Here is a 26,091-nt window from a genome sequence, read left to right on the forward strand (position 1 = left end):
GAACCGGCGCAGAACGGCTCTCTGGGCCACTGCCGCGCTGAGTGTGACGGCCGGCGTGGCTGGCTCGCCGCTGCCTGCGGCGATGGCCGCTGCACCCACTCCGTCCGGCTCCGCCTTCGTCCAGGTGGACCCGGCCCTGACCGGCGCCGTGGCAGGGGGTCAGGACGCCACGTTCTGTTCCTGGACGAGCAGAAGGTCGGCCACCAGGACTACTGGATCGCCAACGCCGTCCAGGTCACGGGTGACGCCGAGCTGATCGCCAAGCTGGCGAAGCGCGGCGACGTGCAGCAGATCGTCAAGGCTCAGACGTACCACGTGGACGACACTCAGCTGTCGGCCACCGCTGCCACCGACGCGGGCGACGGGACGCCCGAGTGGGGCGTGAAGGACATCGAGGCCGACCAGGTGTGGTCGCAGTACGGCGCGCGCGGCGAGGGCATCGTGATCGCCAACGTCGACTCCGGCGTGCAATACGACCACCCGGACCTGGTCGCCAACTACCGCGGCAACAACGGCGACGGCACCTTCACCAACGACTACAACTTCTACGACCCGACCGGGACCTGCGCCACCTCCAGCACCCCGTGCGACAACAACGGCCACGGCACCCACACGATGGGCACCATGGTCGCCAAGAACGGCATCGGTGTCGCCCCGAACGCGAAGTGGATAGCCGCCAAGGGCTGCGAGTCCTCGCAGTGCTCGGACGAGTACCTGCTGAAGGCCGGCCAGTGGATCCTGGCCCCGACCGACCACAACGGCAACAACCCGCGGCCCGACCTGGCGCCGAACATCGTCAACAACTCCTGGGGTGGTGACGACACCACGTTCTACCAGGACATCGTCGAGGCCTGGAACTCCGCGGGCATCTTCGAGGCCTTCGCCGCGGGCAACGACGGCGACGGCTCCACCTGCTCCACCGCGCACGCCCCCGGTTCGCAGGCCCCGTCCTACGGCGTCGGCGCGTACGACGTGAACGGCAAGATCGCCTCGTTCTCCGGCTTCGGCCCGTCCCTGGTGGACGGCTCGGCCAAGCCGAACATCTCCGCCCCGGGCGTCAACGTCCGCTCCACCTGGCCAGGTTCGGCGTACATGGCGGAGTCCGGCACCTCGATGGCCACCCCGCACGTGGCGGGTGCGGCCGCGCTGCTGTGGTCGGCCGCGCCGAGCCTGATCGGCGACATCGACGGCACCCGCGCGCTACTCAACCACGGTGCCCGGGACGTCGACGACACCCACTGCGGCGGCACCTTCGGCATGAACAATGTCTGGGGCGAGGGCAAGCTCGACATCCTCAAGTCCGTCGGCCTGGCCCCGCACACCGCCGTCAGCGTCACCGGCAAGGCCACCGACAAGGCGACCGGCGCCGCACTGCCCGGCATCACCGTCAAGATCACCGCAGACGGCGGCGACACCCGCACCGTCACCACCGCCCCCGACGGCTCCTACCGCCTGGCGCTGGCCCCCGGCACCTACAGCGTCGCCGCGTCCGGCTACGGCTACGCGACCTTCACGCTGAACGGCCTGACCGTAGCCGCCGGGCAGCCGCAGGACGTCCCGCTGGCGATGACCGCCGTCGCCACGCACGCCGTCACCGGTACCGTCCTGGACGTCACCGGCAAGCCGCTGGCCGGCGCCGTGGTCGAGCTCACCGGCACCCCCGTCCCCTCCGCGGTCTCCGGCCAGGACGGCTCGTACAGCCTGGGCAAGGTCGCCGAGGGCAGCTACACGCTGACCGTCAAGCCCGCCCAGCCCGTGCTGTGCAACGGCGTGTGGACCGGCCCGCTGGCCGTCGCCGCCGACGTCAAGAAGAGCGTGCAGACCCCCGCCCGCACCGACAACTCCGGCACCAGCTGCGCCCCCGCCGCGTACTCCTGGGTCAAGGGCGCCACCAAGGTCGCGCTCAGCGGCGACGAGGACGCCAAGACGATCGCGCTGCCGTTCCCGGTGACGTACTACGGCGTGAAGTACACCAGCGCCGCCGTCACCACCGACGGCCTGGTGAACTTCCTGGCGCCGCGGATCGGCGACTACGCCAACACCGCGCTGCCCACCGCCTACCAGCCCAACGGCGTCGTCGCCCCGTTCTGGGACGACCTGGTGCTCGACAAGAAGGCCACCGTCACCACCGCCACCACCGGCACCACGGGCAAGCGCACCTTCGCCGTGGTGTGGGACAACGTCCCGCTGGTCGCCGACACCTCGAAGCGGGTCAGCTTCGAGGTGCTGTTCGAGGAGGCGAGCGGCGCGATCACCTTCCAGTACCAGAACGTGCCCGGGGCGGGCTCCGGCGCCACCGTCGGCCTGGAGAACCAGGCCGGCACCGACGCCCTCCAGTACTCCTTCAACCAGGCCGTCCTGACCAACGGCTCGGCGATCCGCTTCACCCAGGAGCCAAGTGATGACCACCCACCGCAGAGCCCTCCGGCTCGCCTCCGGCCTGGTCGCCGCGGGCCTGGCGCTGACCGCCGCCCCGTACGCGCTGGCCGCCGACGCCACCGCCGGGACCGACGGCGTGGTCAAGCTGACCGACGCCCAGGCCCAGGACCTGACGCAGCGGATGGACGCCCAGGCGTACCCGGGCGGCGACACCGGCGCGACCGAGCCCGCCGCCGACGGCGGCGGCTCGACCACCTCGCACCTGGACGCCGAGCGCGCGCCCGTCACCTTCACCGGCACCTCCACCATGGAGGGCGTGCGCGGCCTGGGCACCACCGTCCCGGCCGGCTCCGACGGCAGCTACTTCACCGTCCACAGCCTCGGCAACGTGCAGCTGCACGCCGCCGACGGCAGCACCAAGTGGGCCCGCACCAACACCTCGCTGTACGCCGACTGGCAGGTCAAGCCGCTGCGCCCGTGGGACACCGAGCCGTACCCGGCCCGCATCCCGATGGCCTACAACTTCGTCAGTCCGTTCAGCAACGACTCCGCGCAGGGCTACGACACCGGCGACCTGACCGGCGACGGCGTGCCCGACGTGGTGATCTCCGCGTCCGTCGGCGCCCTGCCCTACCGGCCGTTCACCTCGCCCGGCTCCACGCTCACCTCCGGCTCGTTCGTCACCGTGCTGGACGGCTCCACCGGCACGACCCTGTGGTCGAAGCTGTACGCCTCCGCCACCCTGGTCCGGATCGTCGACGGCACCCTGCTGGTCTCCGACGCACCCCGGCAGAACGGCAGCGCGCCCAGGACCGCCACCGCCACCCTGACCGGCATCCGGTTCGACCACGCCGACGGCAAGCTCACCCCGGCCAAGACCTGGACGTACGACACCGGGGAGGCCGGCAACGCCGCCTGGGGCGACCTGGTCAGCCTCGGCGGCGGCAAGGTCGCCGTCTCCTTCGACCGGCGCAAGACCGCCACCACTACCGGCCGCAGCACCACCTCCGTGCTGAACGTGGCCGACGGCACCCTCGGCTGGCAGACCGACGGCGACCTGTACAACCGCAAACTGCGCCTGGACGCCTCGCGCCAGCGCCTGGTCGCGGTCGAGCACCCCGAGTACAGCGACGCGGTGACCTACTCCATGGTCGCCTACGACATCGCCGACGGCGCCCGCCACGTGCTGGACACCCGGGTCAACGTGCTCCCGACCGCCCTGACCGTCGGCGACGTCGCCGGCAGCCGGGGCGACGAGTACGCGGTCGCCGAGGACAGCCTCGACCCCGCCGGGTACATCAACGCCGGAACCGTCCGGGTCCTGGACGGCGGCGACGGCTCCACCGTCCGCTGGACCTCCACCACCAAGCGCATCGCCGACGGCACCGACGGGCCCACCACCTGGCAGATGGACGCCGTCGAGGGCTCGCTGGTCACCAGCTCCCAGGACGCCCACGACACCACCACCGCCGCCAACTTCGCCGGCCAGCGCTACGGGCAGCTCACCTCGTACACCGGCAACGGCAAGGTCCGATGGCAGGCCGCCGGCACCAGCGCCTCGCCCCACAGTCAGCAGATCGACCGCGAGCACGGCACCGTCCGGGTGGTCGACCAGCAGCAGAACGTCCGCACCTACAACCTCGGCAGCGGCAAGCAGAAGAGCCTCACCCCGCTGCAGGGCGACCTCAACTACGCGGCCGCCGGCGACCTCGACGGCGACGGCAAGCAGGACGTCGTCGCGGGCGGCAACTCCGACGGCGTGTGGGCCTGGAGCGGCACCTCGCTGCTGTCGGGCACCCCGAAGCAGTTGTGGCGGGCCACTGTCCCCGGTGAGGTGCACGCCGTCACCACCGCCGACGTCAACGGCGACGGCAGGCTCGAGGTCGTGGTCGCCGCCGACACCGCCACCGTCGTCCTGGACGGCCGCACCGGCAAGGTCCTGACCACTGTCGACGGCGGCGGGAAGTTCGTCCGCTCGGTGACCGTTGCCGACCTCGACGGCGACGGCAAGGCCGAGATCCTCGTCCCCACCGACGCGCTGCGCGCCTACAAGGGCGACGGCACCCCGCTGTGGACGTACAGCGCCCCGACGGGCTCCGGCGACGTGGTCTTCTCCGACGCCGTGGTCGCCGACGGCCGGGTGCACGTCCAGTACGGGAGCGTCAACGGCATGCAGAGCGCCGACTCCGTGCAGGGCGCCGTCGCCCTCGACGCTGCCAAGGGCACCGTCGCCTGGCAGACCGCCCCGACCGCGCCCGCAGCGGCCGTCGACGGCAAGCTGCACGGCGCGCTGCTCGACCACGCCGTCTTCGCCTCGCCCCAGATCCCTTACGCCGACGGCCACGCCGTGGTCCACACCTGGATCGTGCAGGCCGACCCGACCACGACCGGCAACACCGACCTCGCCAGCCCGGAGGTCGTGATGGAGATCCGCGACGGCCGCACCGGCGAACTGCTCCACCAGTCCATCGGCGGCAGCCCTTGGTCGCACGGCAACTACTTCACCGGCGGCACCGGCACCGGTGCCGGGCTGGTCGAGGTCAGCTTCGGCGTCTTCAACGTCTTCGGCGCGAACGGCGAGGAGCGGTTCAGCTCGGTGATCCTGCCGCTGCGCACCGCCGAGTACATCACCGGCCCGGACGGGCAGCAGCTACTGGCCGGCGGCACCGAGGCCGGAGTCAGCGTGTTCGACCCGGCGATCGTCGGCAACGGCTGGGCCTTCCAGGACGACCTCGGCGGCGCCACCCTGCGCGGTGCCCGCAACTACCTCGCGGCCGACCTCGACGGCGACGGCAAGCAGGAGATGGTCGCGCTCAACTTCGACAGCACGGGCGTCAACCGTGCGGCCGAATTGCTCGGCGGCGGCGTGCTGTACAGCGAGAACGGCATCCACCAGATGACGACTTTTAAGCTCTCCTGAACCCTTCACGGGACCCCCGCATGACCATCTGAATGAGTGGGAGCCGAGTACCCCGCAGGCGCCGGCCTGCGGGGTACTCGGCTTGTTCGTGTACTGTTGTCGACCTTATGGGCGCACGCGAGACAAACCGGACAGACACCGCACCACCCATGCTGCGCCTCCACCTCTTCAACGGATTCCGGGCCGAGCGCGACTCCGGGCCGCCGCTGACTGAACGCTGGCCCCGCCCCGGCGCCCGCACCCTGGTCAAGGTCCTCGCCGTCGCCTCCGGCCACTGCCTGCACCGCGAGGAAGTCATGGAGCTGTGCTGGCCCGACGCCGAACCGCAGTCCGCCGCAGGCAGCCTCCGCGTCGCCCTGCACGCCGCCCGGCACGCCCTCGAACCCGAACTCGCCCCCGCGCCGCCTCCTCCTACCTCAGGGCTGACGGCGGACTGCTGCTCCTCGACCACGCCGCCGTCTGGATCGACGCCGACCACGCCGAACAGACCGCCGAGGACGCCCTCGCCGACGGCCGGACCGAACAACTTACATACGCTATAAGCCAATTCACCGGCGAACTGCTCCCTGAGGACCGGTACGCGCACTGGGCCGAGCCCCGGCGCGCCCGGCTCGCGCAGCTGCGCGAACAGCTTCTGCTCCGCCTCGCCGCCGCCCACCTCGACCAGGGGAGGCACACTGACGCCGCCGCCTGCGCCGAACAGGTCCTCGCCACCAGCCCCGCCGAGGAACTCGCCCACCGCCTGCTCATCGACGCCTGCCTGCGCCAGGGACAGCGCCGCCGCGCCCTGCGCCAGTATCACCAGTGCCGCGAAGCCCTCGACGCCGAACTCGGCATCCGCCCCGCCCCCGAGACCGAACGCCTGCACCGCGCCGCCCTGGCTCCCACTCTTGCCTTCGCGCCCGCCAATACTTCTCTCCCCGCCCGACTGCGCGGCGCGACCCCCGCCCGGCTGCACGGCCGCGAAGACGAGTTGGGCCGCCTACTGGCCCCCGCCGGGCCGCCCGTCCGCCTGCTCACCGGCGAAGCGGGCATCGGCAAGACGCGCCTGGCCGCCGAAGCAGCCCGTCGCGCCGCCACCGACGGCACCGCTGTCCTGTGGGGCAGCGGCCAGGACGCCGAGGACCACACCCCCTACGGAATCTTCGCGGCCGCCCTCGACGGCTGGCTCGCCGAACACGACCCCACCGAGCGGGCCAGGGCCGGCGCCGAGTACCCCGAACTCGCCGCCTTCCTGCCCTCGCTGGGCCAGGTGCCGACCGGCACCGCCCGTAGCCCCGAGGAGGAACGCGACCGCCTCTTCCGGGCCGGGGCCGCCCTGCTCGGCGACCTCGCCGCCACCCGCCCCGTCCTGGTCGTCCTCGACGACCTGCACGCCGCCGACACCGGCTCGTACCAGCTCCTCGGCCACCTCGCCCGGCGCGCCCACGACCGCCGCGCCCCGCTGCGCTTCCTCGCCACCTACCGCGAGGAGGAACTCCTCGATGGCGACGCCCGCCGCCGCGCCGTCGCCGCCCTGCTCCGCCAGCAACTCGCCGTCCGCGAAGAACTCGGCCGGCTGGGGGAGGCCGCCGTGCTGGCCGCCGTCCGCGACGCCACCGGCCGCACCCCCACCCCCACGTCTGGGAACTCTCGCTCGGCAACCCGCTGTTCGCCCTGGAACTCGCCCGCGGCGCGGGCCCCGGCAACGACCGGGACCGGCCCCCGCCGGAGTACGCGATCTGGTCGGCGAACGCCTCGTCCGGCTCGACCCGCACGCCCGCCGCTTCGTCGAGGCGCTCTCCGTCGCCGGAGGCGAAGCCGCCCTCGCCGAACTCCTGGACGTCGCCGAACACGGCCTCCACCCGCCCGTCACCGGCGCTGCCGCAGCCGACGCCGTCGAACACGCCATCGCCGCCGCCCTCGTCGAGGAACGCCAGGTCGTCATCGCCGGACCCACCGAAGCCGGACTCGCCTTCCGGCATCCCCTCGTCCGGCTCACCTGCTACGACGGCCTCTCCGCCATCCGCCGCCGCCAACTGCACGCCTCATACGCCCAGGCCGTCCAGCGCCGCCGCCCCGACGCCGTCGACGCCCTCGCCTCCCACTTCACCCGCGCCGACGACCCGCGCGCCGCCGAGTACCTGCGCCGCGCCGCCGAGCGCGCCGCCGCGCTCTACGCCAACGACACCGCCGACCGCTACTACCGCGACCTAGTCGCCCGCCTCGACATCGACGCCGCCCGCGCCCGCCTCGCCCACAGCCAGGTCCTGCGCCGGATGGGCGAACCCGGCCGCGCCGCCGAGGCCCTGCGCACCGCCCTCGCCGAGTTCCTCGCCCGCGGCGACCACGACGACACCGTCGCCACCGCCGCCCACCTCTCCGAAGCCCTGTTCCGGGCCGCAGAACTCGACGAGGCGCTCACCGTCCTGGCCGCCCACCCTCCGCAGGCCGACACCGGCGCCGAGGCCCGCGCCCTGCACCACCTCGCCCGCTCCAACCTCCACAAGACCCAGGGCCACTACCAGGAGGCATTCCTGGCAGCCCGCCGCGCCCAGGACCCCGCCGAACACGTCCCCGGCCCGACCGGCCAACTCCTCCAGGCCCGCGCGCACGCCATGCAGGCCATCAACCTCGGCCTGGCCGGCCGCTTCGGCGAAGCCCGCCGGGCCGGGGACCGCGCCCTCGCCCCCGCCCAGGCCTACGGCGACCCCGTGCTGCTCGGCTCCGTCCTGTCCACCCTGCGTGAGAACGCCCGACGACACGGCCGCCTGCACGATGCCGTCCGCTTCGGCCGCCGGGCCCTCGACCACGCCCGGCAGTCCGGCGACCCCGTCGCCGCCGCCTTCGAACAGCTCAACCTTGCCGAACTCCACCTCCTCCTGGAGGACAACAGCACCGCCGCCCAGTACGCCGAGGCCGCCGTCGCAGCCGCCGACTGGGACGACGCCTGGTCACTGCCCTACGCCCTCGCCGTCCTCGCCCGCGTCCTCCTGCGCACCGGCGACCGGGACCGCGCCGCCGCCCTCCTCGAACGGGCCGGCACCCCTGGCGACGAACAGGCCCACCACGAGGTGCGGCGCGCCCGGGCCCTGCACGCTCTGCGCGGCGACGCCCCCGCCAGTGCCCTGGCCGTCCTCGGCGCCGACGCCGCCGAACAGGCCCCCGAACTCGCCGCCTACGCCCACCTCGCCGCCGACCGCCCCGCCGAGGCCGCCCGCATCGCCGCCGCCGAAGCCACGCGCGCCCACGCCACCGGCGAACGCCTCGCCGAAGCCGAAGCGCTCATCGCCCACGCCACCGCCGCGCACCGCCTCGGCGACCCCGCCACCGCCGGCACCGCCCTCGCCCGCGCCGAACACCTCACTCGCACCCTCCCGTATCCCTCCGGCCACACCAGGGTGCTGGGACTGCGCGCGAAGCTAGGCGACTGACAACGTCCACCGCCGGCCCGTGCCCCGGCTCCGAACAGGAGACACGGAGCACGGGCCCGCGGCAGTGCCCCCGTGCGGCGCAGGTGACGGCTGGGCTTTCCAGGTGCCGTCGAGAGTCCTCGGACCCAGGACGACGCCGCAGGCCGGCAGCTGCTGACCACGGCAGTAGCCGAGCATCCGAGCGTCCGAAAAGGCCTGCGCCGGCATCGAGCGCACCTTCGGCCGGCTCATGCAGCGTCGTCGCCTCGCCCGCGACTACGAGGCCCTCCCGGCCCGTTCCGAAGCCGTGGTCGACATCGCGGTGATCAGCGTCATGACTCGCCGACCCATCGGCGAATCAACCCTGACCTGGCACGGAACCTGACCCTCGAAGTCGGGGACGAAACGACGAAACGCCCAGTCAGTTCTGGCGGAGGGCAGGCATGGGAACGGGGACGGCGTACGCGGTGGCGCCCGCGCCGACTCCGCCTTCGCAGCTGTTGGGCGGATCGGTGGTGACCCCGCGGGTGGAGGGCCGTTCGGCGGCCCAGAACATGTACCCGAGGAGGCCGCTGGTGGTGCCCGCTCCGGCGGGCGCGGCGTTGGCGACCCAGTCACCGGTGGTCTTCTGGAGGAGGCGGGGAAGTTGTTGCACTCCGGGCGGACCTGCGAGCCCTCGGCGATGTAGAGGCCGGCGGTGAACTTGGCGGGTGCCAGCGGGCCGATCGGCGGGTTGTAGGTGGGTTTGCCGGTCAGGTGTTCCTGCCAGTTGGATTCGGCGGTGCCGGTGGAGGGCTGCTTGCTGGGGACCATGGCGTTGGCGTAGTCCAGCACGGGGTTCGCCGTGGTGAGCCAGTGCGCGGTGGCGTACTGGTCGAGGGGGATGAGCCAGCGGTCGCCGGCTGCCACGTCGATGGTGAGGCGGGCGGTGGGGTCGGTGCCGGTGGCGTCGTAGGGGTGCGCGGCGCGGTAGGCGTCGATGAAGGCCTGCAGGCCGACGAGGTTGGGGCTGGAGCTGTTCTCGTAGTCGATCTCGATGCCCACCCCCAGCCGGGAGGCAATGTCCGCGGCACGGCGGCCGAGCAGGGCCGGGTCCTGGGCGAGGGCGGTGTCCCACGCGCCGGCGTAAGTGATGCCGCCGATGGAGAGCATGACCCGGATGCCGTGGCTGGTGAAGTAGTCGACCACCGCGCTGTTCATCCCGATCGGCACGCCGTCGGCGGTCTGCGCGTCGTTGGTGGCGTCGAGGAGGCTGAGGGGCTGGACGAAGCTGAGGACGACCAGGTTGACCGAGGGGCGGCCGTCCCCGCGGTCGATCAGCCAGTGGTTGTTGTGGTCGAAGTCGGCCATGTCGCGGACGGTTGCCCAGGTGCAGGCGTCGTTGCTGCACTGCCAGGCCCCGTAGACCTGGATGCCGGCGGTGGCGGCGGTGGCCTGCGGCGCCGCGGCCGGTACGAGGGCGGCGGCCATCAGCGTGGCGGTGGTGGCGATTGCTCTGAGCCGGTGGAGCGGATGACGCATCGACGCCTCCAGGCGAAGCGGTGGGCCCCGGGCCGTCATATCGTGAGGTCTGGACCACTGGCTGTCAATGGCCCGCGCGCCTGCGGCACGCGTCCGGCTCTCCGGCGCCGGGCACCCGCCCACTGCCTCGGGCGGGACGGACGGTGGGGCCCGGGCGGTGAGCACCGCCCGGGCCCGGCGGTCAGTTGACGTTGACCGCGGTCCAGGTCGCGGCGACCGCGCTGTATTCGGCGCTGCTCGCGCCGTACAGGTCGGCCGCGGCGTTGAGGGTGGCGGTGCGGGCGGCCTGGTAGTTCGTCGTCGAGGTCATGTAGACGCTCAGGGCGCGGTACCAGACCTGCAGCGCCTTGGCGCGGCCGATGCCGGTGAGGGTGGCGCCGTTGTAGGTCGGGCTGTTGTAGCTGACGCCGTTGATCGTCTTGGCGCCGCTGCCCTCGGACAGCAGGTAGAAGAAGTGGTTGGCGACGCCCGAGGAGTAGTGGACGTCGAGACTGCCGACGGAGGAGGACCAGTAGTCGGCGGAGGCGCCGTCCTTGGAGGGCTTGTCCATGTAGCGCAGCGGCGTGCCGTTGCCGTTGATGTTGATCAGCTCGCCGATGAGGTAGTCCGGGGTGTCGGAGGCGAGGTTGGCGTAGAACTCCACGCCGGTGCCGAGGATGTCGCTGGTGGCCTCGTTGAGGCCGCCGGACTCGCCGGAGTAGTTGAGGCCGGCGGTGTTGGCGGTGACGCCGTGGCTCATCTCGTGGCCGGCGACGTCGATCTCGGTGAGCGGGTGGGTGTTGCTCGCGCCGTCGCCGTACGTCATGCAGAAGCAGGAGTCGCTCCAGAACGCGTTCACGTAGTTGCGGCCGTAGTGGACGCGGCTGTAGGCGCCGACGCCGTCGCCGCGTATGCCGTTGCGGCCGAAGGTGTTCTTGTAGAAGTCCCAGGTGGCCGCCGCGCCGTACTGGGCGTCGACGGCGGCCGACTGGCCGCTGGAGACCGTGCCGGTGCCCCAGGCGTTGTCGGCGTCGGTGTACAGGGTGCCGGTGCCCTGGGTCTTGTGGGCCAGGTCGGTGGAGTACTGACCGCCGCGGGTGGCGTCCTTCAGCTGATAGGTGGAGCCGGAGAGCGTGGTGGTGAGCGCCACGCTGCCGACGAAGACGCCGTTGCCGGTGCCGGTGGCATCGACGGTCTGGATCTGCTCGTGGGTGGACAGCACGGCGCCGCTGGCGGCGTCCGTCACGACGACCTGGCTGCTGGGGGTGCCGTCGGCGCGCACGCCCGTGACGGTGGAACGGTAGGCCAGGCGCGGGGCCCCGGAGGTGGCCCAGACGACCAGGGCCGCGTCGCCGGTGCTGTTCGCCGAGGTGAGGACGGCACCCTCGGTGTCCTTGACGCCGATCGTCGCGCGAACGGCGCCCGTGGCCTTGGCGGCGGCCTGCGCGGCGGACAGCTTCGGGGTCAGCGAGGCGGGGGCGATCGGGCCCTGCACCGCGCGGTCGACGGAGGTGACGGCGCCCTTCGCGGTCTGGTGCACCACCAGGTCGCCGCCGATGACGGGAAGCCCGTTGAGGGTGCGCTCGTACCGGGTGTGCCGGGTGCCGTTGGCGTCGACCACGGCGTCCTTGACGACCAGGGCCTCCTGACTGCCCAGGCCGAGGGCGCGTGCGGCGCCGGGGGCGGCCTGCCGGGACTGGCTGATCAGGCTCGCGTGCTGCTGCGCGAGGTCGGGCTGCGGGGCCGCCTGGGCGAGCCCGGCGCTGACCTGGATGGCGCCGGCGAGCAGGGCGGAGGTGGACAGAACGGCTCCGAGGGCGAGCTTTCGCTTCACGTACGGTTCCTTCCGGGGGTCTACCGCGGGTGTGCGGTCGCACCACGCTCCGAGGCGCCGATCGGCGCGAGCAGGGGCGGAGCGGGCGCTGTGGGGGCGCCCCGCAGGGTTGTCACCGGCACCCGGAAGAGCGGCGAGGTGGAGGGTTCCTGCGTGGCTGGCCGGAATCATGACGAACAATCAACTCCTGACGAAAGTCCTTTGCCGTTGCTTGGCAAGAGCTCGCCAAGAGGGAATATGTCGACCGTGTGACAGTTCTGCGTCGGTGGGCGAATCACTGCTGGCAGAACGGCATCCGCCCCCGCGCCCTGCGATTTCGAAAGCGGTCCGGAACTTCAGCACGGATCGGGTACCGCAGATGTCATTTCGTCAGCCGAATGGCGGAGGTCCGCCATGCACGCGCCCTTGCCGGGTCAAGGACAGGCGGCTACCCGCACCACTGCGTGGCGATACCGGTCCGGGCGGGCGTGAAGCGCACGCCCGGAAACGGATGGGCACAAAGGTCCTGCCGAATCCATGGGCCCGCCTGGCAGGGCAATGCCCGCCCTATTCCTGTCCATGACATTCTGGCTGGGCATGGAAATGGGGCGAATGCCGGACCGCGCATTCGCCTCCGCCGTTCCCCGTGGCCCATCGCCCGGGGAATGGTCAGCCGCCACCACGCCGCGACTCGGGGCGACCTTCGACTTGATGACACGGCATGGCGTTCGGCCGTGCCCTTCCCACCGCCGCACCTCTGACAGCGGCGCGAGCCATGGAACTGTCACAGGGGCCGGTGCATCTCGGCGCGAGCACTGCCGCCTGGTCGGCCGGCCCGGCCCCGGGTCCGATCCGGATGAGACCGCGCAGCACACCCCCGGGGGCCGTACGCGCGCGGTCCGATGCGCCACGTGCGTGCACGGAGAGGCGTCCGGCCGAAGGCCCCGCACGCGTCGGCGCGTACGCTGCCGACGGACGCGGGGTCCGGCGGCCGTCCGCACGGCCCGGATGATGAACAGGCCGGGCGGCCGTGCCCCGCCGGGCGGGCCCGGTGCCCGGCGGGGACGGACGGCCGGCGGCAGCACCGGGACCGGGACCGGCCGACGAACCGACGGCCGCGGAGTGCCCACGCCGAGATCCGGTTGCTCCGACCATGACCGACCTGTCGGCGCGGAGCAGAGGGACCCGGCTCGGGCCGGCTGAGGGCAGCGTCGGCCGCCCCGGTCGCGGTGTGTGTCAGGCGGTGGGCTGCTGCGGGACGCGGAGGGAGCCGTAGCGCTGCATCCGCTGCCAGCGCAGGCGGGAGCCGGCCAGGGCCGTGCAGAGCGACTGGATGACCACCAGGTACATCAACTGCCGGTAGACGAACTGCTGCAGCGGCAGCGTCCAGAGCGGTCCGAGCTTCTCGCCGTCCAGACGGAAGGCGTAGGCGCCCATGGCGGCCTGCAGGGCGAGGAAGGCGCCCCACAGGCCGACGATCCGCAGCGGGTCGAGGAAGACCAGGCCGTAGACGGCGTAGACATCGACGACCGGCCCCAGCAGGGGCAGCAGGACCTGGAACACCAGCAGATAGAGCAGGCCTCGGCGGCCGAGCTTGCCGGCCTGGCCGCGCTGGCGCAGCGCACCGCGGTGTTTCCACATGGCCTGCAGGGTGCCGTAGCACCACCGGTAGCGCTGGCGCCACAGCGCGCCGAGCGTGGCCGGGGCCTCCGTCCACGCCTTCGCGCGCTCCTCGTAGACGACCCGCCAGCCGGCCCGGCACAGGGCCATGGTGAGGTCGGTGTCCTCGGCGAGGGTCTCCTCGGCGACGCCCCCGATGCGCAGCAGGGCGGAGCGGCGGAAGGCGCCGACCGCGCCGGGGACGGTCGGCATGCATTCGGCGAGATCGAAGAGGCGCCGGTCGAGGTTGAAGCCCACCACGTACTCGATGTGCTGCCAGCGGCCGAGGAGGCCGCCGCGGTTGACGACCTTGGCGTTGCCCGAGACGGCGCCGACGCGGCGGTCGGCGAAGGGCTGGACGAGCATGCGGACGGCGTCGCGTTCGAAGACGGTGTCACCGTCGACCATGACGACGAGTTCGGCGCGGGCGTGCCGCAGGCCGAGGTTGAGGGCGGCGGGCTTGCCGGAGTTCGGCTGCCGCAGGACCCGGACGTACGGCAGGCCGAGAGACTCGACGAGGTCGGCGGTGCCGTCGGTGGAGCCGTCGTCGACCACGATGACCTCGACCGGGTGGTCGGAGGCCAGCAGGGACCGGACGGCCGCCTCGATGCCGGCACTCTCGTTGTAGGCGGGGACGATGACGGAGACCGGGTCGGTGACCGGGGGCCCCAACCGTGCGCGCGCAGGCGCTTGTGGCGGCGGGCGGCGGCCACGAGGGCGACGGCGCGCAGGATCCCGATCGCGCCGGCGGCCCAGAGCAGCCATCCGAGGATCGTGAGGGCCCAGGAGCTTCCGCCCAGGGCGCCGATGAGGGCCGTGCCCAGCCAGTGATCGGCGGTGGTGGCGGGGCGGACGGGGTCGGGCATGCCGACGGCATCGGAGACGGTCGCGAAGTGCCAGCCGGCCGCCTGCAGGCGGGACAGGAGGATGTCGAGGGCGGCGACGGTCTGGCTGCGGTCGCCGCCGGCGTCGTGCATCAGCACGATCTGGCCGTCGCGGCCCTTCGGGGTGCCCGCGGCCACGATGGACGCCACGCCGGGGCGGCGCCAGTCCTCGGTGTCCTGTGTGGTCAGGACGGTGAGATAGCCTTCCCGGCCGGCCTGGCGGACGGCGTCCCAGCCGGCGTCGGTGAGTGCGTCGTTCCCGGAGGAGTAGGGCGGCCGCAGGAGCGCGGTGGTGACTCCGGTCGCGCCGGCCACGGCGCTCTGCGCCTCGCGGAGTTCCAGGGAGCGCCGCCAGGGCGCGGCGGTCGAGAGGTCGGCGTGGGTGAAGGTGTGGATGCCGATCTGGTGGCCCTCGGCGACGATGCGGCGGGCGAGGTCCGGTTCGGCGGCGACCTGGGTGCCGACGGTGAAGAAGGTGGCGTGCACGCCGTGTCGGTGCAGCACGGCGAGGATCTGCGGGGTCCAGCGGGGGTCCGGGCCGTCGTCGAAGGTGAGCGCGATCGTTCCGGCGGCCGGGCGGACGGTGCGCGGTGCGCCGTCCTGGGCTGCGGCAATCACCGGGCCGCCGGTGCGCACCTGGTCGGGGACGGCGGTGCTGCCGCCGTTGTCGGGTGCGGCGCCGTCCGCGGCAGTGCCGTACATGTGCTGCGTGTAGCCCTGGAGGAGGAGGGCGGCGGTCAGTGTGAGGACGAGGGCGCTGAGCAGCAGCCAGTGGGTGCGCATGGTGCCCTGGCGGACCACGCCGCGGCGGCCTCGACCTCGGCGGGCTCGGCGGCGGGGCGCCGGGGGTGTGTGGCGGTGGTCACGAGCGGTTCGGTCTCCGGGTCTGGCGGATGGGCAGGGGACGACGGTGGGCAGGGGACGGAGGGCGGGGGTGTCAGGGGTTTTGGTGGGCCTGCGGCTGGGCTGGGTGGTGGATTTGCCGTGGGTCGGCGCCGGGGCGGGTGTCGTGGTGGCGGTGGGGGTGGTCGGACGCGGTTGGGCTGTGGTCGCCGTGCCGGGAGCCGCCTGCGGGGCGCCGGGTCGGGCGGTCGACGCGGTGGTTCCGCGGGTGGCGGCGCCCGTGTGCGGGACGGTGGTCGCCGCCGGTGCGTCGGGGGATGCGGGCGGGCTGGTCGGTGTGGGGTGCACGCGGGCCGCACCGCCGGGCAGGAAGGGGGCGTCGACTCTCGGGCCGCCGAGGATGTTGCTGGCGAGCAGGGCCAGGTAGAGCGCGGCGGGGATCAGAAGAATCAGACCCCTCGGCGGACACGGCGCTGTCGACGGCCGCTCCCGTCGACGAACACGGGCGCGGGCGCCGGCGGCGTGCGGTCCACAGGCAGGTTCTGGTCGATCACCGCGGTGCTCCAGGGAGGGGATGGAAGGTCGGGGCAGAAGTGGGGACGGCGCGGCCCGGCGGTGCCGGGCGTGGGTCGGACGCGCACCGGGCCCGCAGGCGGGCCGGAGCCGGCCCTGTGCTGCGCCGGGAAGCCGCTCGGCGGCGGACGCCGTACCCCGAGGTCAGGTCATCGTGCCCGGTCCTGTCCGGAACCGGGAGGCGGCGGACGCCTGCCTGCGCGACGACCGGCTGCGGACGCGCGGGCGGACCTGCGGCCGCTGTGGCCCCGTACCGGCCCGATCCAGGAGAGTCCGGGCCGGGCGTGGAGCCGCTCCCGGAGGCCCGAATGATCCGGTGGAATCGGTTCTTGCTCATCTCACGTCCTACAGCGCCACCGCCGGCCCGGATGTCACAGCCCGCCTCCCGACCGCCTCTCATGGCCTTCGGCCCGCCCGGCCCCGGTTCACAGCCCGGCCGGCAGGGCCATAGCCGGCCGCCGCAGCGACCAGGCCGGCAGTGAGGGCTGCCGAGGGCCTTGCCATGGGATTGGCCGCAGGGGGCAGCCGACGGCCGTCCTGGAGGCCAACGGCCCCGGCCCGTTCTGCGGGTCTTCCGAACTCGAGAACCACGGCAGAGCCGTCTCGCGCAGGTGGTCCGCGAACTGCTCGAGCTTCGTCGAGCGCCTGGCGGGGTCGGTCAGCACGGCGAAGCGCATGCTGGACATGTCCGGGCAGCTGGACGCACAGACGATGGACTCCGCTGATGCCGGCCTGGTGACGGTGAGGTCGGCATGGGATAGACGCCAGGCACCAAGGTCGTTGTCGAAGACGGTCAGGCTGTCGACGCTGCACTCGATCAGCTGTCCGGCGCGGTTGTACTTGCTCCTCGCCAGCCCGATCACTTCACGGCGCCCGGCAGCTCGCCGTTCTGGCGCGAGGCGCGACCTCATCCGGACGAACCCGTCCAGCATCTGCGCCAGGCAGGCCGCCCCGGCGTGAACGACGCCAGCGGGCCGCTCGGACTTGACGAGGCGAGTTACGCGGTCAGGCTCCAGCGAGATCAACAGCACCTGATGCTGCAAGCGGAGCTGTCCTTCGGATACTGCCGGGACGGCTCCCAACTGCGCTCGCGGGCGCGGGGACTGTTCCCGCGACGCAGGCGCAGAATCGCAGGACTGCGATACCGGCTGGGACGACTCGGAGCTACAGCGGGTGCTCGCTCTCCCGTGCGAGCCGGTCGATGACGGCCAGGGCGGCATGCTGCAGTGCCTCGTCGTCCTCGACGCTGGTGAAGTAGCCGCCGCTTCGGCGGGCCAGGGCGAGTTCCGCGCGGATCCGGGGCAGGGCGGGCGCGACGGCGGGGCCCATCCGCTGCAGGCACTCCAGCACGCGGTTGGCGGTCGAGTCGTTCTTCTCCCAGGCTTCCAGCAGCACCGGCAGGACGACCTCCACCTCGGCCGGGCCGCCGATCTCGTAGATCGCGACGGCGGCGTGCACCCGGGTCCAGTCGTATCCGGCCCGGAGCATCTGCCGTAGGCGGGGCAGGGCCGCGGTCGCCGGCGCTCCGATCCGGCCGAGGGCGTCGACCGCATTGTGCTGCTTGTGGGTGTCGAGCAGGTCGGTCAGCCGCGGCACTGCGCCGGCGGGGTCGCGTTCGAGGGCCCACAGGGCTTCTGTCGCGGCGAGGCGCAGGTCAGGGTCCTCGGCGTCGGCGAGCGGCCGGACGGTCTCCAAGGCGCAGGCGGCGTCGGTGCCGAAGCGGGCCAGCGCGTGGAGAGCCGCGGCTGCGCCGCGCCACTGTTCCTGCCGGACGGAGGCGGTGACGGCTGCGATGAGTGCGGGTACGGCCGCCGGGTCGCCGAGCCTGCGCAAGGCGGCGATCAGCGCGCAGGCGTCCGACCAGGGCCAGTCCCGGGCGAGGTCCGCGTCGGCCAGGCGCCGGGACAGTCCGGGCAGCAGTTCCCCGGCCGCCTGGGGGAGGTGGCCGGCAACCTGCACCGCGCGCCAGGCATCGGTGTCGGTGTCCAGCGCCGTCAACAGCCCGGGCAGGGCACGCTCGTCGCCGAGGCGGGCCAGTGCCGTGACGGCCGCCTGGTGGGCCCGGCGCAGCAGGGGTGCCGGGTGGCCCAGACGGCCGGCCCGTGAGTGGTGCGGTGGGCTTCGACGAGGGCGGCGAGGGGCTCGCGGGCCGGTTCGGCGACGCCGGCGGGGAGCCTGCTGAGGGCTTCGGCCGCTTCGGCGGCGGTGTAGGGGTCGTGGGGCAGCAGGCAGTCGGCGAGCAGCCGGACGAGACCGGAGTGGTCGCCGCGCCAGGAGCCGATCAGGGCCTTGGCCATGGCGATGGCGTCGTGCCGGGTGGCCCGGTCCGGACTGCGGAGTTGGGCGGTGAGCAGGGCCGTGCGCTCGGACAGCCGCGTGTCCAGGATGCGGTGGAGGGTGGTCAGCAACTCGGTGGTCGGGGCGTGCACGCGGCCGTGCCGGTCGAGGTCGTCGAAGACTGCGGCGAGTTGCGGCGGGACGCCCTGGTCCGGTGCCGGTGCGTCGGCGACGTCCGAACAGGTGCACTGCCGGCAGTCGGCCGGCCGGGCGTCGACCTCGTCCCGGGGCGCGGGCTCGGGTGCGAGCTGCTGGAGCAGGCCGGTCACCGTCGGGACGAGGTGGGCATCGATCGTCTCGGGTGTGCAGGCGGCCCGGTGGACGAGTGCGGCAAGCCGGATGTCGGCGTCCAGCGCGGTGTCGGCCGCCTGGGCAGCGAGCCAGGTCGTCACCGGGCCGCGTGCGGCCGGCAGACGCCGGGCCAGTGTCGCGGCCGCCTCGATGACCAGGAGCCGCTCCTCGGTACCGTTCTCGGCCGCCAGTCGCTCACGCAGCAGGGCGAAGGCCCGGTCGGTGTCGTCCAGGAACAGCCCCAGGGCCGGGACGGCGGCCTGCCGGACCTGCGGGTTCGGGTCCGCCGCGTGCCGGACGAAGTCCTCGATGCGCTCACGCATCCGGGGCACGACATCCGCATGGGGCGTCGAGATGTCGCCGGCGGGACTGTAATGGACGCCGTCGGGGTCGCAGTCCAGCGCCGAGCGGCCGATGCTGAGCAGGAGCCGGACGACGGCCGCGCGGTCGGGCGTGCGGGGATCGTCGGCGAGCGCGAGGAGGAACGGCAGGCTCGCCGCCGTGCACGCGTAGACGCCGCCCTGGTGGTGGGCAGAGTTGTAGAAGCTGCTGAAGGCCCTCTCCCGGACATCGGGGTCGGGTGAGGTCATCTGCTCCAGCCACAGCGGGACTTCGTCCGCCGGGCCGTAGGCGTGACCCATGGACGACCAGTCGACGCCCTCAAGACTGTTGATCATGAGTCGCACAGTGACACGAGGCACTGACAGCGCCACCGGTGCACAGCAGGCCGTCGGGCAGGCAGAGGCACCCTTCCGCTCGAGGCCGAGTACCCTCCCGTCGGATCCGGCCCGTACACGCGGGGAGCGACCCGACTCCGCCGCCCCACGAACCACCGCCGGCCGGCAGTCGAGGGCGAGCAGTCCTCGATGGAAGGGCCCGAACCCGTGGCCTGCGGCACCGTCCCGCTGCACCCCTGGTGACCACACGCGGTGACCCGTCCGTCGTGTCCCGGCCGACCCTCTCGTCACTCGGGCAGCGAAAATCCCAGCTCGCGCAGGCGCGGCAGGCACGCTTCGAGACACTGCTCCACCGAGGCCGCATCGGTTCGTACGAGGATGTCGTCCCGCAAAGGGGCGCCGGTGGCCACGAACGTCCAGGGCTTTCGCCGCTCTGCCATCCGCTCGGCGTCGGCCTTGAACAGCACGGTGATGCCCTGCTCGGCCAGTGCTTCCATGATCGCCACAACGTCCACCGGTGATCTCCCCTTCGAACACGTCACCGGTGAACCTACCTGTCCAGGGCCGGAGCACGAGCACCGACCTCACCTCCGGGAGTGACCAGTCAGAGCCCTGCCCGGTGGAATGCGCGACACCTCAACCCTTGCCGGTCTGCTTCTGACGGGCACTCAAGCGCACGGCCGTCGGCGGCGGCGGCGCCGGACCGCCGCACGGGACGGCCTCTGCCCGGCCGCAGACACGGCCGCGGACGTGGCCGCAGACGGACCGCCGGCAACGGGGCGCCCAGCCGCCCCGGGCCGCGCAGAGGCCGGTGGTGCACCCGGTCGTCATCGCGCGATCCTGGGGCGCACCGGCGGTGGCCGCCGAGGTGGCCTCGTGCCAGGACGCCGAGCCGGCCGGCGCTGCACGGAGACGGCCGGACGGGTACCGAAGGGCACGGCGGTCCAGCACGGCGCCGCACGGCTCGACGTCACAGGCGGACCGATGCGACGGCGGTGAACCGGCCGGGAGGCCTGGCGTGCTGGACAGGCACGCCTGTCGGCCGCGCCCGGACCCTGCACCGGTGGGCGATCGCTTCGCAGCCTTCGGACCGCGTGCCGGGGCGGCGGTCTCACTGCTCGCTGCGCTTCCGGGTCCGGGTCCGGGGCCGGGTCCGGCGCAGCATCCTTCGGACTGCCCCTGCGAGTGACATCTCCCTGTCCCGCCACACCGTGCCTGTCACCGCCCCCAGGATGATCACCACACCCAGCCCGATCAGCCAGGACATGAGCACGAAGACCACGCCGATAGGGCCGTACTCCTCGGAGTTGGACCTGACCATGCCCGAGGCGACGAATGAGAACACCACGCCCATGCCCAGGTAGTACACGCCGGTGGCACAGGCGGACGGGAGCAGAGATCGCCACGACATCCGACCGGCCAGCAGCACCCACATCGTGACCCACCAGTAGAGGGTGAAACCGATCAGGCCGATGACGGCGAGAAACACCGATCCGCCGAAGCGGTGCAGCCCGCCCGATGCCCATGCCGCCAGGGCCGCACCCCCACCAGCACCGCCAGTGCCAGGAGTTGGTGGGGAAGGTCCCGAAAGCCCCGGCCGGGCAGGCCGAAGCTCTTCTGGTAGAGCTGCTGCATCGTGGACATGGCAGCGATGCCCCCGACGCAGAAGAACACGGTGGCGGCCCCGGTGACGGCGTTCCTCGTCGTGGTGGAGGATGCGAACAGGCTGGCCAACTCGGCCGCCGCCTGACTGTCGAGGCCCAGCCGACGAGCCATGCCCGTCACCGCGGACCGGCCGGCCAGCGCGTCGGTCACGAGCATGAACGGGAAGAAGCACAGCAGCAGGGTCGCGGCGAAGATCATGCCCTGGTTGATGAAGTCGATCGCCCGCAGGCGCGCCCACAGGTCCTGCGCCCAGGAACCGAAATAGCGCTGCTTGCCCGATGCGGCCAGCCGGCGCAGGCGTCGGCCGCCTCGCCCGTCGTCGGGGTTCATACCCGGGCCTCTTCGGGCCCGGTCAGTCCCGAACGCCGCGATCGGGGCGGCACCGCGGTCTGTTCTGCGGGCGATTGTCTGCGACGGGTGGCAGGGCTGCGCCGGTGTCCGAGAAGTCCTTCCAGCGGTGCACGAACCGGCCCGCCCGACCGCGCTGCACACCGAGTGAGTACAGCCCGACGCAGCGAGCCCGTGATCCGCCGGCGGGCAGTCCGCCGCGCAGTGACCGAAGGACGGAAGGGGCCGACCAGGAGGGCGTCGGCGGCGGCGAGCAGGACCACTGCGACCAGTGGGGTCAGGCCGCTCCCGATCGGCTCGCTGAGGTTGTTGATCAGGTTGGCGACGTTCTGCGGCACGCCTTGGCCGGCGGTGCCGTCGGAGAGCTGTACGGCGAGGGCGTTCCCGTCGAGCCGCTCGAGTGCGACGTGGGTGCCCCGGCTGGTGAGTGCCGCCCGGGTGTCCGGCCCGATGGCGAGCGGGGCCATGGTCCGGACGTACGGGTCGGTGTCGCCCACGAAGCCGGACATCCACGCCGACAGCACCGTCGACAGGGACAGCGAGGACAGCAGGGCGGCGACCACGATCAACACCACCGCACCGGACGTCCGCCACTGGTGGTGTTCCCGCTCGGGCGGCGGCGTGGTCGCCTCCGGGGCGGGGCCGCGATCCGAGCACGCAACCGGGCGACTTCGTCCACTTCCCCGTCCGACCCCCGTCCGACCCCCGGACGAACCGGCAGCAGGCACGGGCCGCGACGGCACCGGCCCGCCAGGTCCGGTCGCGGCGCAGCTGCCAGGTACCGGCGGTCCGTGCTCCGGGCCCGGCCCGGCTTCGCTCGGCGCCATCGCACGCTCCTCGGATCAGGGCAGCAGGACGCTCACCCCCAACCAGGAGAAACCCTGCTCCACGGGACCACCAGCCGGTCCGGGCATACGGGTGGCACCCGTCCGGGGCCCCTGCCGCAGCACCGGGACAAGGACGTCGGCGGTCGGAGGGCCGGCCACAGCATCCGAGCGAAAAGCGGTCGCGCTGCCGACAGTCGCGCCGTAGCGTGCGCGCGTGAACGTTGAAGATCCAAAGGAAGTGGTCCGGCGCGGGTATGACGTGCTGTCGGAACACTACGAGCGGGCATTTGGCAGCGAGACGAAATACGGCTCGTGGATCGAGGAGTTGCTGGGTCGCCTCCCTGAGACAGGCGCCGTCCTGGACATCGGGTGCGGCACCGGGGTGCCGGTAGCCCGATCCCTGGTCTCGGCGGGTCACCGCGTGACGGGCATCGACATCAGTGAGGTTCAGATCCGCAGGGCCCGGGAGCGTGTGCCGGGCGCCGACTTCATCCGGGCTGATGCCACAACGGTGGAGCTCCCCGAGGGCAGCTTCGACGCCGTCGTCTGCCTGTATGCCCTGATCCATGTTCCGGTGGAGGAACAGCCGGCTCTCTTGGAGCGGATCGCTTCCTGGCTGCGGCCGGGAGGCTGGTTCTTGAGCACGACCGGGCATCGGGCTTGGACCGGAACCGATGAGAACTGGCTCGGCGGCGGGGCCGCAATGTGGTGGAGCCACGCCGACGCCGATGCGAATCGCGCATGGCTCGTACGGGCCGGCTTCGACGTGATCCACGAGGAGTTCGTGCCCGAGGGCGACAGCGGCCACGTCCTGTTCTGGGCTCGACGCGCTGAGGCGTGACAGTGACAGGCCGAAGGAGGTGGTGCAGCAGGACCGGGCCCCTGATCGGGCGAGTCGCCGGGTTGGTCCCCTTCCCCCTGACTCGTTCAACGAGCACTCGGGGAAGGGGACATGGCTCCGGCGAGGCCTTCCGTTTCAGGTAATTCCTCGATCGGGAGGTGCACCGATGACCGGACGAACCCCGGCTGGGCGGAATGCGGTGCGATAGTCGCGCGGCCCGCGCCCTGTGTGGCGGGCGAACAGCGCGGCGAAAGCGTCGGGGTCGGTGTAGCCGAGGGCGGCGGCGATGGCCGAGACGGTGCGGTCAGTGGTCTCGAGCAAGAAGCGCGCCCTGCGGACCCGGGCGATGTGCAGGTAGGCGAGCGGGCTCTGGCCGGCCTCCGCGCCGAAGCGCCGCAGCAGCGTACGCGGGCTCACCCGGAACTCTGCGGCCAGCGCCACCAGGTCGTAGCGGGCCCCGAGCTGCTGATCCAGCCGGCGTTTCACGGCACTGGAGAACGCGGCCCCCGGGGTCGGCAGCAGAGCGGGATCGACATACGGGTCCTGGGACGAGCGGGCGTCGTCGACCAGCGCGACGCGCGCCGTGCTGCGCGCTACGCCCGGACCGTCGTGCTCCCGGATCAGCTGGAGCGCGAAGTCGTACATCGCGCTGAAGGCGGCCGTCGTGGTGACCCCGCGGTCGGTGACCACCAGACGCTCGGGGCGCAGCCCGACCAGCGGGTAGCGGCCGGCCAGGCGGTCCGCGAACAGCCAGGAGGTGGTGGCCTCGCGCCCGTCCAGCAGGCCCGCCTCCCCGAGGAGGAAGGCCCCGACGCAGATCGACACGACTGCGACACCCGCGGCCGCGTGCTCCCCGATCGCCGCGAGCTCAGGCCCGAGTTCTGCCAGGAACGCGTCCAGGTCCTCCCCCGGCGAGAACGCGAAGCCGGGTACGACCAGGACGTCGACCGGCCGCAGCGCCGACACGTCAAGAGCCGTCCCGCCGGCCGCAATGACCCGTCGACGTGGCGACAGGACGGACACTTCGTACGGCGGGCGCACGGCACCAGCGGCCGCGGCGATGCGATCGGCCATCAGCAGCAGGTCGGGAACACCGAAGACTTCGGAGGCGAAGCAGCCGGGGTAGGCCAGCACGCCCAAACGCAGCGCTGTCATGTCCTCTCCCGGGTTGCTCCGACTTCCGTGGCGGGATCACCGGGATTCCCGGCGATCCCGCCGGTCCCGGCGCGGCCAGTCTCCCGTCAGAATCCCGCTCATGACAACCACTGCGGCTCACCGGGACGACCCCCTCGACGACTTCGCCCACCGCACGGTCGGCGTCGACGGCGTGGACAAGACCGTCCACGTGACCGGGACCGGCCCGGCCGTCGTGCTCATGCCCGAGATGCCGGGCATCAGCCCGGATGTCGCCCGGCTGGCCCGCTGGGTCCGCGACGCCGGCTTCACCGTCTACGTTCCCTCGCTCTTTGGCGTGGACGGGGCCTGGCCCACGGCCGAGGCGGGGGCGGACGTGGTCCGCCGGGCCTGTGTCAGCGCGGAGTTCCGTGCCTTCGCCGGAGGCGGTACCAGCCCTGTCACGCTCTGGCTGCGCGGGCTGGCCAGGATCGCCCATGCCGAGTGCGGCGGCCCAGGAGTCGGCGCAGTCGGTCTCTGCTTCACCGGCAACTTCGCACTGGCCATGGCACTGGAACCTGCCGTGATCGCCCCCGTGATGAACCACCCCTCGCTACCGCTGGACGACCCCGCCGGAATCGAACTCGGCCTGCAGGACGCCTCCGCCGTGGCCGATCGGGTCCGCCGGGACGGCCTGACCGTGCTGGCCTACCGATTCCAGGGGGACAGGTGGTGCACCGGCCGGCGCTTCGCCGCCTACCGGGCTCTACTCGGCGAGGCCTTCGACGGCCGGGAATTGCCCGCGATCGCGGCCAACCCCGACCCGCCACCCTTCTTCCGGGACCTGGTCGGCTGCGCCCACAGCGTGGTCACCGCCCACTTGGTCGACCAGCAGGGCCACCCGACGCTGCACGCCCGCGACGAGATCCTTCGCTTTCTCACCGCCCGGCTGGCCCCCGGTGTCTGAGTGTTCGTCAGGCGCCCGGGTGCAGGAGGGTTCGGCCAGGTCTGGCTCGCCGAGGACGCCGCGCTGGGTGTGGAGGTGGCGATCAAGGAAGCCCGCCTGCCGGCCGATCCGTCTCCGGCGAAGCGTGCGGAATTGCTCGCCCGGGCCACCCGCGAAGCGCGCAATGCCGCCCGGCTGGGAGATGCACTTCCGCACCGACCTCGACTATGCGGGCACCTCCGCCTATCGGTACACCGCCGTCCACGTCCGGTTCCCATCCGTCTCCCCACCAGGCTCCCACGGCGCCACCCAGCAGGCCGACATCGACGTTCGCCCCGCCGGATGGCCCTACCCCACGGCAAGTGACATGGCACTGCGCAGCGACGCCCTCATCCCGGTCTGCATCCTGGGCCCGATGACCGACACCCAGCGAGCTCAACTGACCGCCGCACTCGCCCAATACGGCGGCCCGAAATCGAACTCCGCCTGCTGATCGCGCAACCTCGTACTCATCCGGGGAGGCGGTCGAGGTGACGTCAGAAGTGGCCACCGGCGTCGCTTTCCGTCAGCGGCAGGCGCTCAAGCACCGCTACGACGATTGAACCGCGTGGGCGTGCGGCGGACCTCCCCGGGCCAGCCGCCGCACGCGCCACGTCACGGGGACTGCTCCAGGTAGTCCTCGTACGCCGCGACCTTGTGCCGCACGATGTCCAAACAGCGCTGCAGATCTGCGAGTTGTCCCAGGACGCGCTGCTCGTGATCGCGCAGCAGCGCCAGCCGGTCCGGTTCGGTGCCCGCGCCGGTGCGGGCCAGCCCGGTGTAGCGGCGGATCTCGGGCAGGGGCATGCCGGAGGCTCGGAGCACGATGCAGAGGTTGAGCCACTCGACGTCCCCCTCGGTGTAGCGGCGTCGGCCGCCGGCCTCGCGCTGCACGGGGTTGGCCAGGATTCCCTCACGCTCGTAGAAGCGGAGCGCGTGGACGCTCAGGCCGGTGCGTGCGGCGACCTGGCCGATGCTCAGACCGGCGGTGGCCAGGGTTTCCGGGGATTCCATTCGATCATCGTAGGACTTGAGCTAGACCCG

Annotated in this window: 17 protein-coding genes and 4 pseudogenes; 8 read left to right on the forward strand and 13 right to left on the reverse strand. The window is 72.6% G+C overall.

The window, feature by feature from the left end; genetic code table 11:
- Positions 1–159: 159 nt before the first annotated feature.
- Positions 160–480 carry a hypothetical protein gene (locus ABEB13_RS02145; protein WP_345704000.1) on the reverse strand — a complete coding sequence of 107 codons (321 nt, stop codon included), beginning with the start codon at positions 478–480 and terminating at the stop codon, positions 160–162.
- On the opposite strand from ABEB13_RS02145, the pseudogene ABEB13_RS02150 reads away from it, so the two are divergent.
- Positions 466–1,683, forward strand: a pseudogene (locus ABEB13_RS02150) (S8 family serine peptidase); the annotation flags it as partial. The gene ABEB13_RS02145 and the pseudogene ABEB13_RS02150 sit on opposite strands and share 15 nt — an antisense overlap.
- A gap of 374 nt (positions 1,684–2,057) precedes the next feature.
- On the opposite strand, the gene ABEB13_RS02155 reads toward ABEB13_RS02150, so the two are convergent.
- The gene (locus tag ABEB13_RS02155) at positions 2,058–2,348 is read right to left on the reverse strand and encodes a hypothetical protein (protein WP_345704001.1); all 291 of its coding nucleotides are present in this window, start codon (positions 2,346–2,348) and stop codon (positions 2,058–2,060) included.
- Positions 2,349–2,401: 53 nt separating this feature from the next.
- On the opposite strand from ABEB13_RS02155, the gene ABEB13_RS02160 reads away from it, so the two are divergent.
- The 4 genes and pseudogenes from ABEB13_RS02160 to ABEB13_RS02175 form a co-directional block, all read left to right on the forward strand.
- Entirely contained in the window at positions 2,402–5,299 is a 2,898-nt protein-coding gene (locus tag ABEB13_RS02160) for an FG-GAP-like repeat-containing protein (protein ID WP_345704002.1), read from the forward strand.
- A 304-nt stretch (positions 5,300–5,603) separates the two neighbouring features.
- Positions 5,604–6,686: pseudogene (locus ABEB13_RS02165) on the forward strand (AfsR/SARP family transcriptional regulator); the annotation flags it as partial.
- Between the two features lie 97 nt (positions 6,687–6,783).
- Positions 6,784–8,712, forward strand: coding sequence for an ATP-binding protein (locus ABEB13_RS02170; RefSeq protein ID WP_345704003.1), 1,929 nt, complete (start codon positions 6,784–6,786; stop codon positions 8,710–8,712).
- Between the two features lie 205 nt (positions 8,713–8,917).
- Positions 8,918–9,076: pseudogene (locus ABEB13_RS02175) on the forward strand (IS5 family transposase); the annotation flags it as partial.
- A 1,317-nt stretch (positions 9,077–10,393) separates the two neighbouring features.
- On the opposite strand, the gene ABEB13_RS02185 reads toward ABEB13_RS02175, so the two are convergent.
- The 9 genes and pseudogenes from ABEB13_RS02185 to ABEB13_RS02230 all read right to left on the reverse strand — a co-directional run bounded on the left by ABEB13_RS02185 (position 10,394) and on the right by ABEB13_RS02230 (position 21,856).
- On the reverse strand, positions 10,394–12,025 hold the full coding sequence (locus ABEB13_RS02185; protein WP_345704005.1) for a M4 family metallopeptidase: 1,632 nt from the start codon (positions 12,023–12,025) through the stop codon (positions 10,394–10,396).
- Between the two features lie 1,215 nt (positions 12,026–13,240).
- A pseudogene (locus tag ABEB13_RS41070) lies at positions 13,241–15,330 on the reverse strand (bifunctional polysaccharide deacetylase/glycosyltransferase family 2 protein).
- Positions 15,331–16,388: 1,058 nt separating this feature from the next.
- A complete protein-coding gene (locus ABEB13_RS02200) occupies positions 16,389–17,006 on the reverse strand; it encodes a hypothetical protein (RefSeq protein ID WP_345704007.1) in 618 nt (205 codons plus the stop codon).
- Between the two features lie 121 nt (positions 17,007–17,127).
- A complete protein-coding gene (locus ABEB13_RS02205; RefSeq protein WP_425559946.1) occupies positions 17,128–18,054 on the reverse strand; it encodes a hypothetical protein in 927 nt (308 codons plus the stop codon).
- A complete protein-coding gene (locus tag ABEB13_RS02210; protein WP_345704009.1) occupies positions 17,958–19,268 on the reverse strand; it encodes a hypothetical protein in 1,311 nt (436 codons plus the stop codon). Before ABEB13_RS02210 ends, ABEB13_RS02205 begins: the two co-directional genes overlap by 97 nt.
- Positions 19,269–19,555: 287 nt before the next feature.
- Positions 19,556–19,783: a hypothetical protein gene (locus tag ABEB13_RS02215; protein ID WP_345704010.1), complete on the reverse strand. Its 228-nt coding sequence runs from the start codon at positions 19,781–19,783 to the stop codon at positions 19,556–19,558.
- A gap of 596 nt (positions 19,784–20,379) precedes the next feature.
- On the reverse strand, positions 20,380–20,757 hold the full coding sequence (locus ABEB13_RS02220) for a hypothetical protein (RefSeq protein ID WP_345704011.1): 378 nt from the start codon (positions 20,755–20,757) through the stop codon (positions 20,380–20,382).
- Positions 20,733–21,263, reverse strand: a complete 531-nt coding sequence (locus tag ABEB13_RS02225) for a hypothetical protein (protein ID WP_345704012.1) — start codon at positions 21,261–21,263, stop codon at positions 20,733–20,735. Before ABEB13_RS02225 ends, ABEB13_RS02220 begins: the two co-directional genes overlap by 25 nt.
- Positions 21,260–21,856, reverse strand: coding sequence for a hypothetical protein (locus tag ABEB13_RS02230; RefSeq protein WP_345704013.1), 597 nt, complete (start codon positions 21,854–21,856; stop codon positions 21,260–21,262). Before ABEB13_RS02230 ends, ABEB13_RS02225 begins: the two co-directional genes overlap by 4 nt.
- A gap of 466 nt (positions 21,857–22,322) precedes the next feature.
- On the opposite strand from ABEB13_RS02230, the gene ABEB13_RS02235 reads away from it, so the two are divergent.
- The gene (locus ABEB13_RS02235; protein WP_345704014.1) at positions 22,323–22,949 is read left to right on the forward strand and encodes a class I SAM-dependent methyltransferase; all 627 of its coding nucleotides are present in this window, start codon (positions 22,323–22,325) and stop codon (positions 22,947–22,949) included.
- Positions 22,950–23,084: 135 nt separating this feature from the next.
- Here ABEB13_RS02235 and ABEB13_RS02240 read toward each other — a convergent pair whose 3' ends face one another.
- On the reverse strand, positions 23,085–24,104 hold the full coding sequence (locus tag ABEB13_RS02240; RefSeq protein ID WP_345704015.1) for a GlxA family transcriptional regulator: 1,020 nt from the start codon (positions 24,102–24,104) through the stop codon (positions 23,085–23,087).
- A gap of 100 nt (positions 24,105–24,204) precedes the next feature.
- Here ABEB13_RS02240 and ABEB13_RS02245 point away from each other — a divergent pair, with 100 nt between their 5' ends.
- Both ABEB13_RS02245 and ABEB13_RS02250 read left to right on the forward strand, forming a co-directional pair.
- Entirely contained in the window at positions 24,205–25,029 is an 825-nt protein-coding gene (locus ABEB13_RS02245; RefSeq protein ID WP_345704016.1) for a dienelactone hydrolase family protein, read from the forward strand.
- A 181-nt stretch (positions 25,030–25,210) separates the two neighbouring features.
- Complete coding sequence (locus tag ABEB13_RS02250) at positions 25,211–25,501, forward strand: hypothetical protein (protein ID WP_345704017.1); 291 nt, start codon at positions 25,211–25,213, stop codon at positions 25,499–25,501.
- 161 nt (positions 25,502–25,662) lie between these two features.
- Here the strand turns inward: ABEB13_RS02250 and ABEB13_RS02255 are convergent, their stop codons facing one another.
- Positions 25,663–26,061 carry a MerR family transcriptional regulator gene (locus tag ABEB13_RS02255; RefSeq protein ID WP_345704018.1) on the reverse strand — a complete coding sequence of 133 codons (399 nt, stop codon included), beginning with the start codon at positions 26,059–26,061 and terminating at the stop codon, positions 25,663–25,665.
- Positions 26,062–26,091 lie beyond the last annotated feature (30 nt).

Origin of the sequence: Kitasatospora paranensis, from assembly GCF_039544005.1 — a bacterium.
In the GTDB taxonomy this organism is placed as follows: domain Bacteria; phylum Actinomycetota; class Actinomycetes; order Streptomycetales; family Streptomycetaceae; genus Kitasatospora; species Kitasatospora paranensis.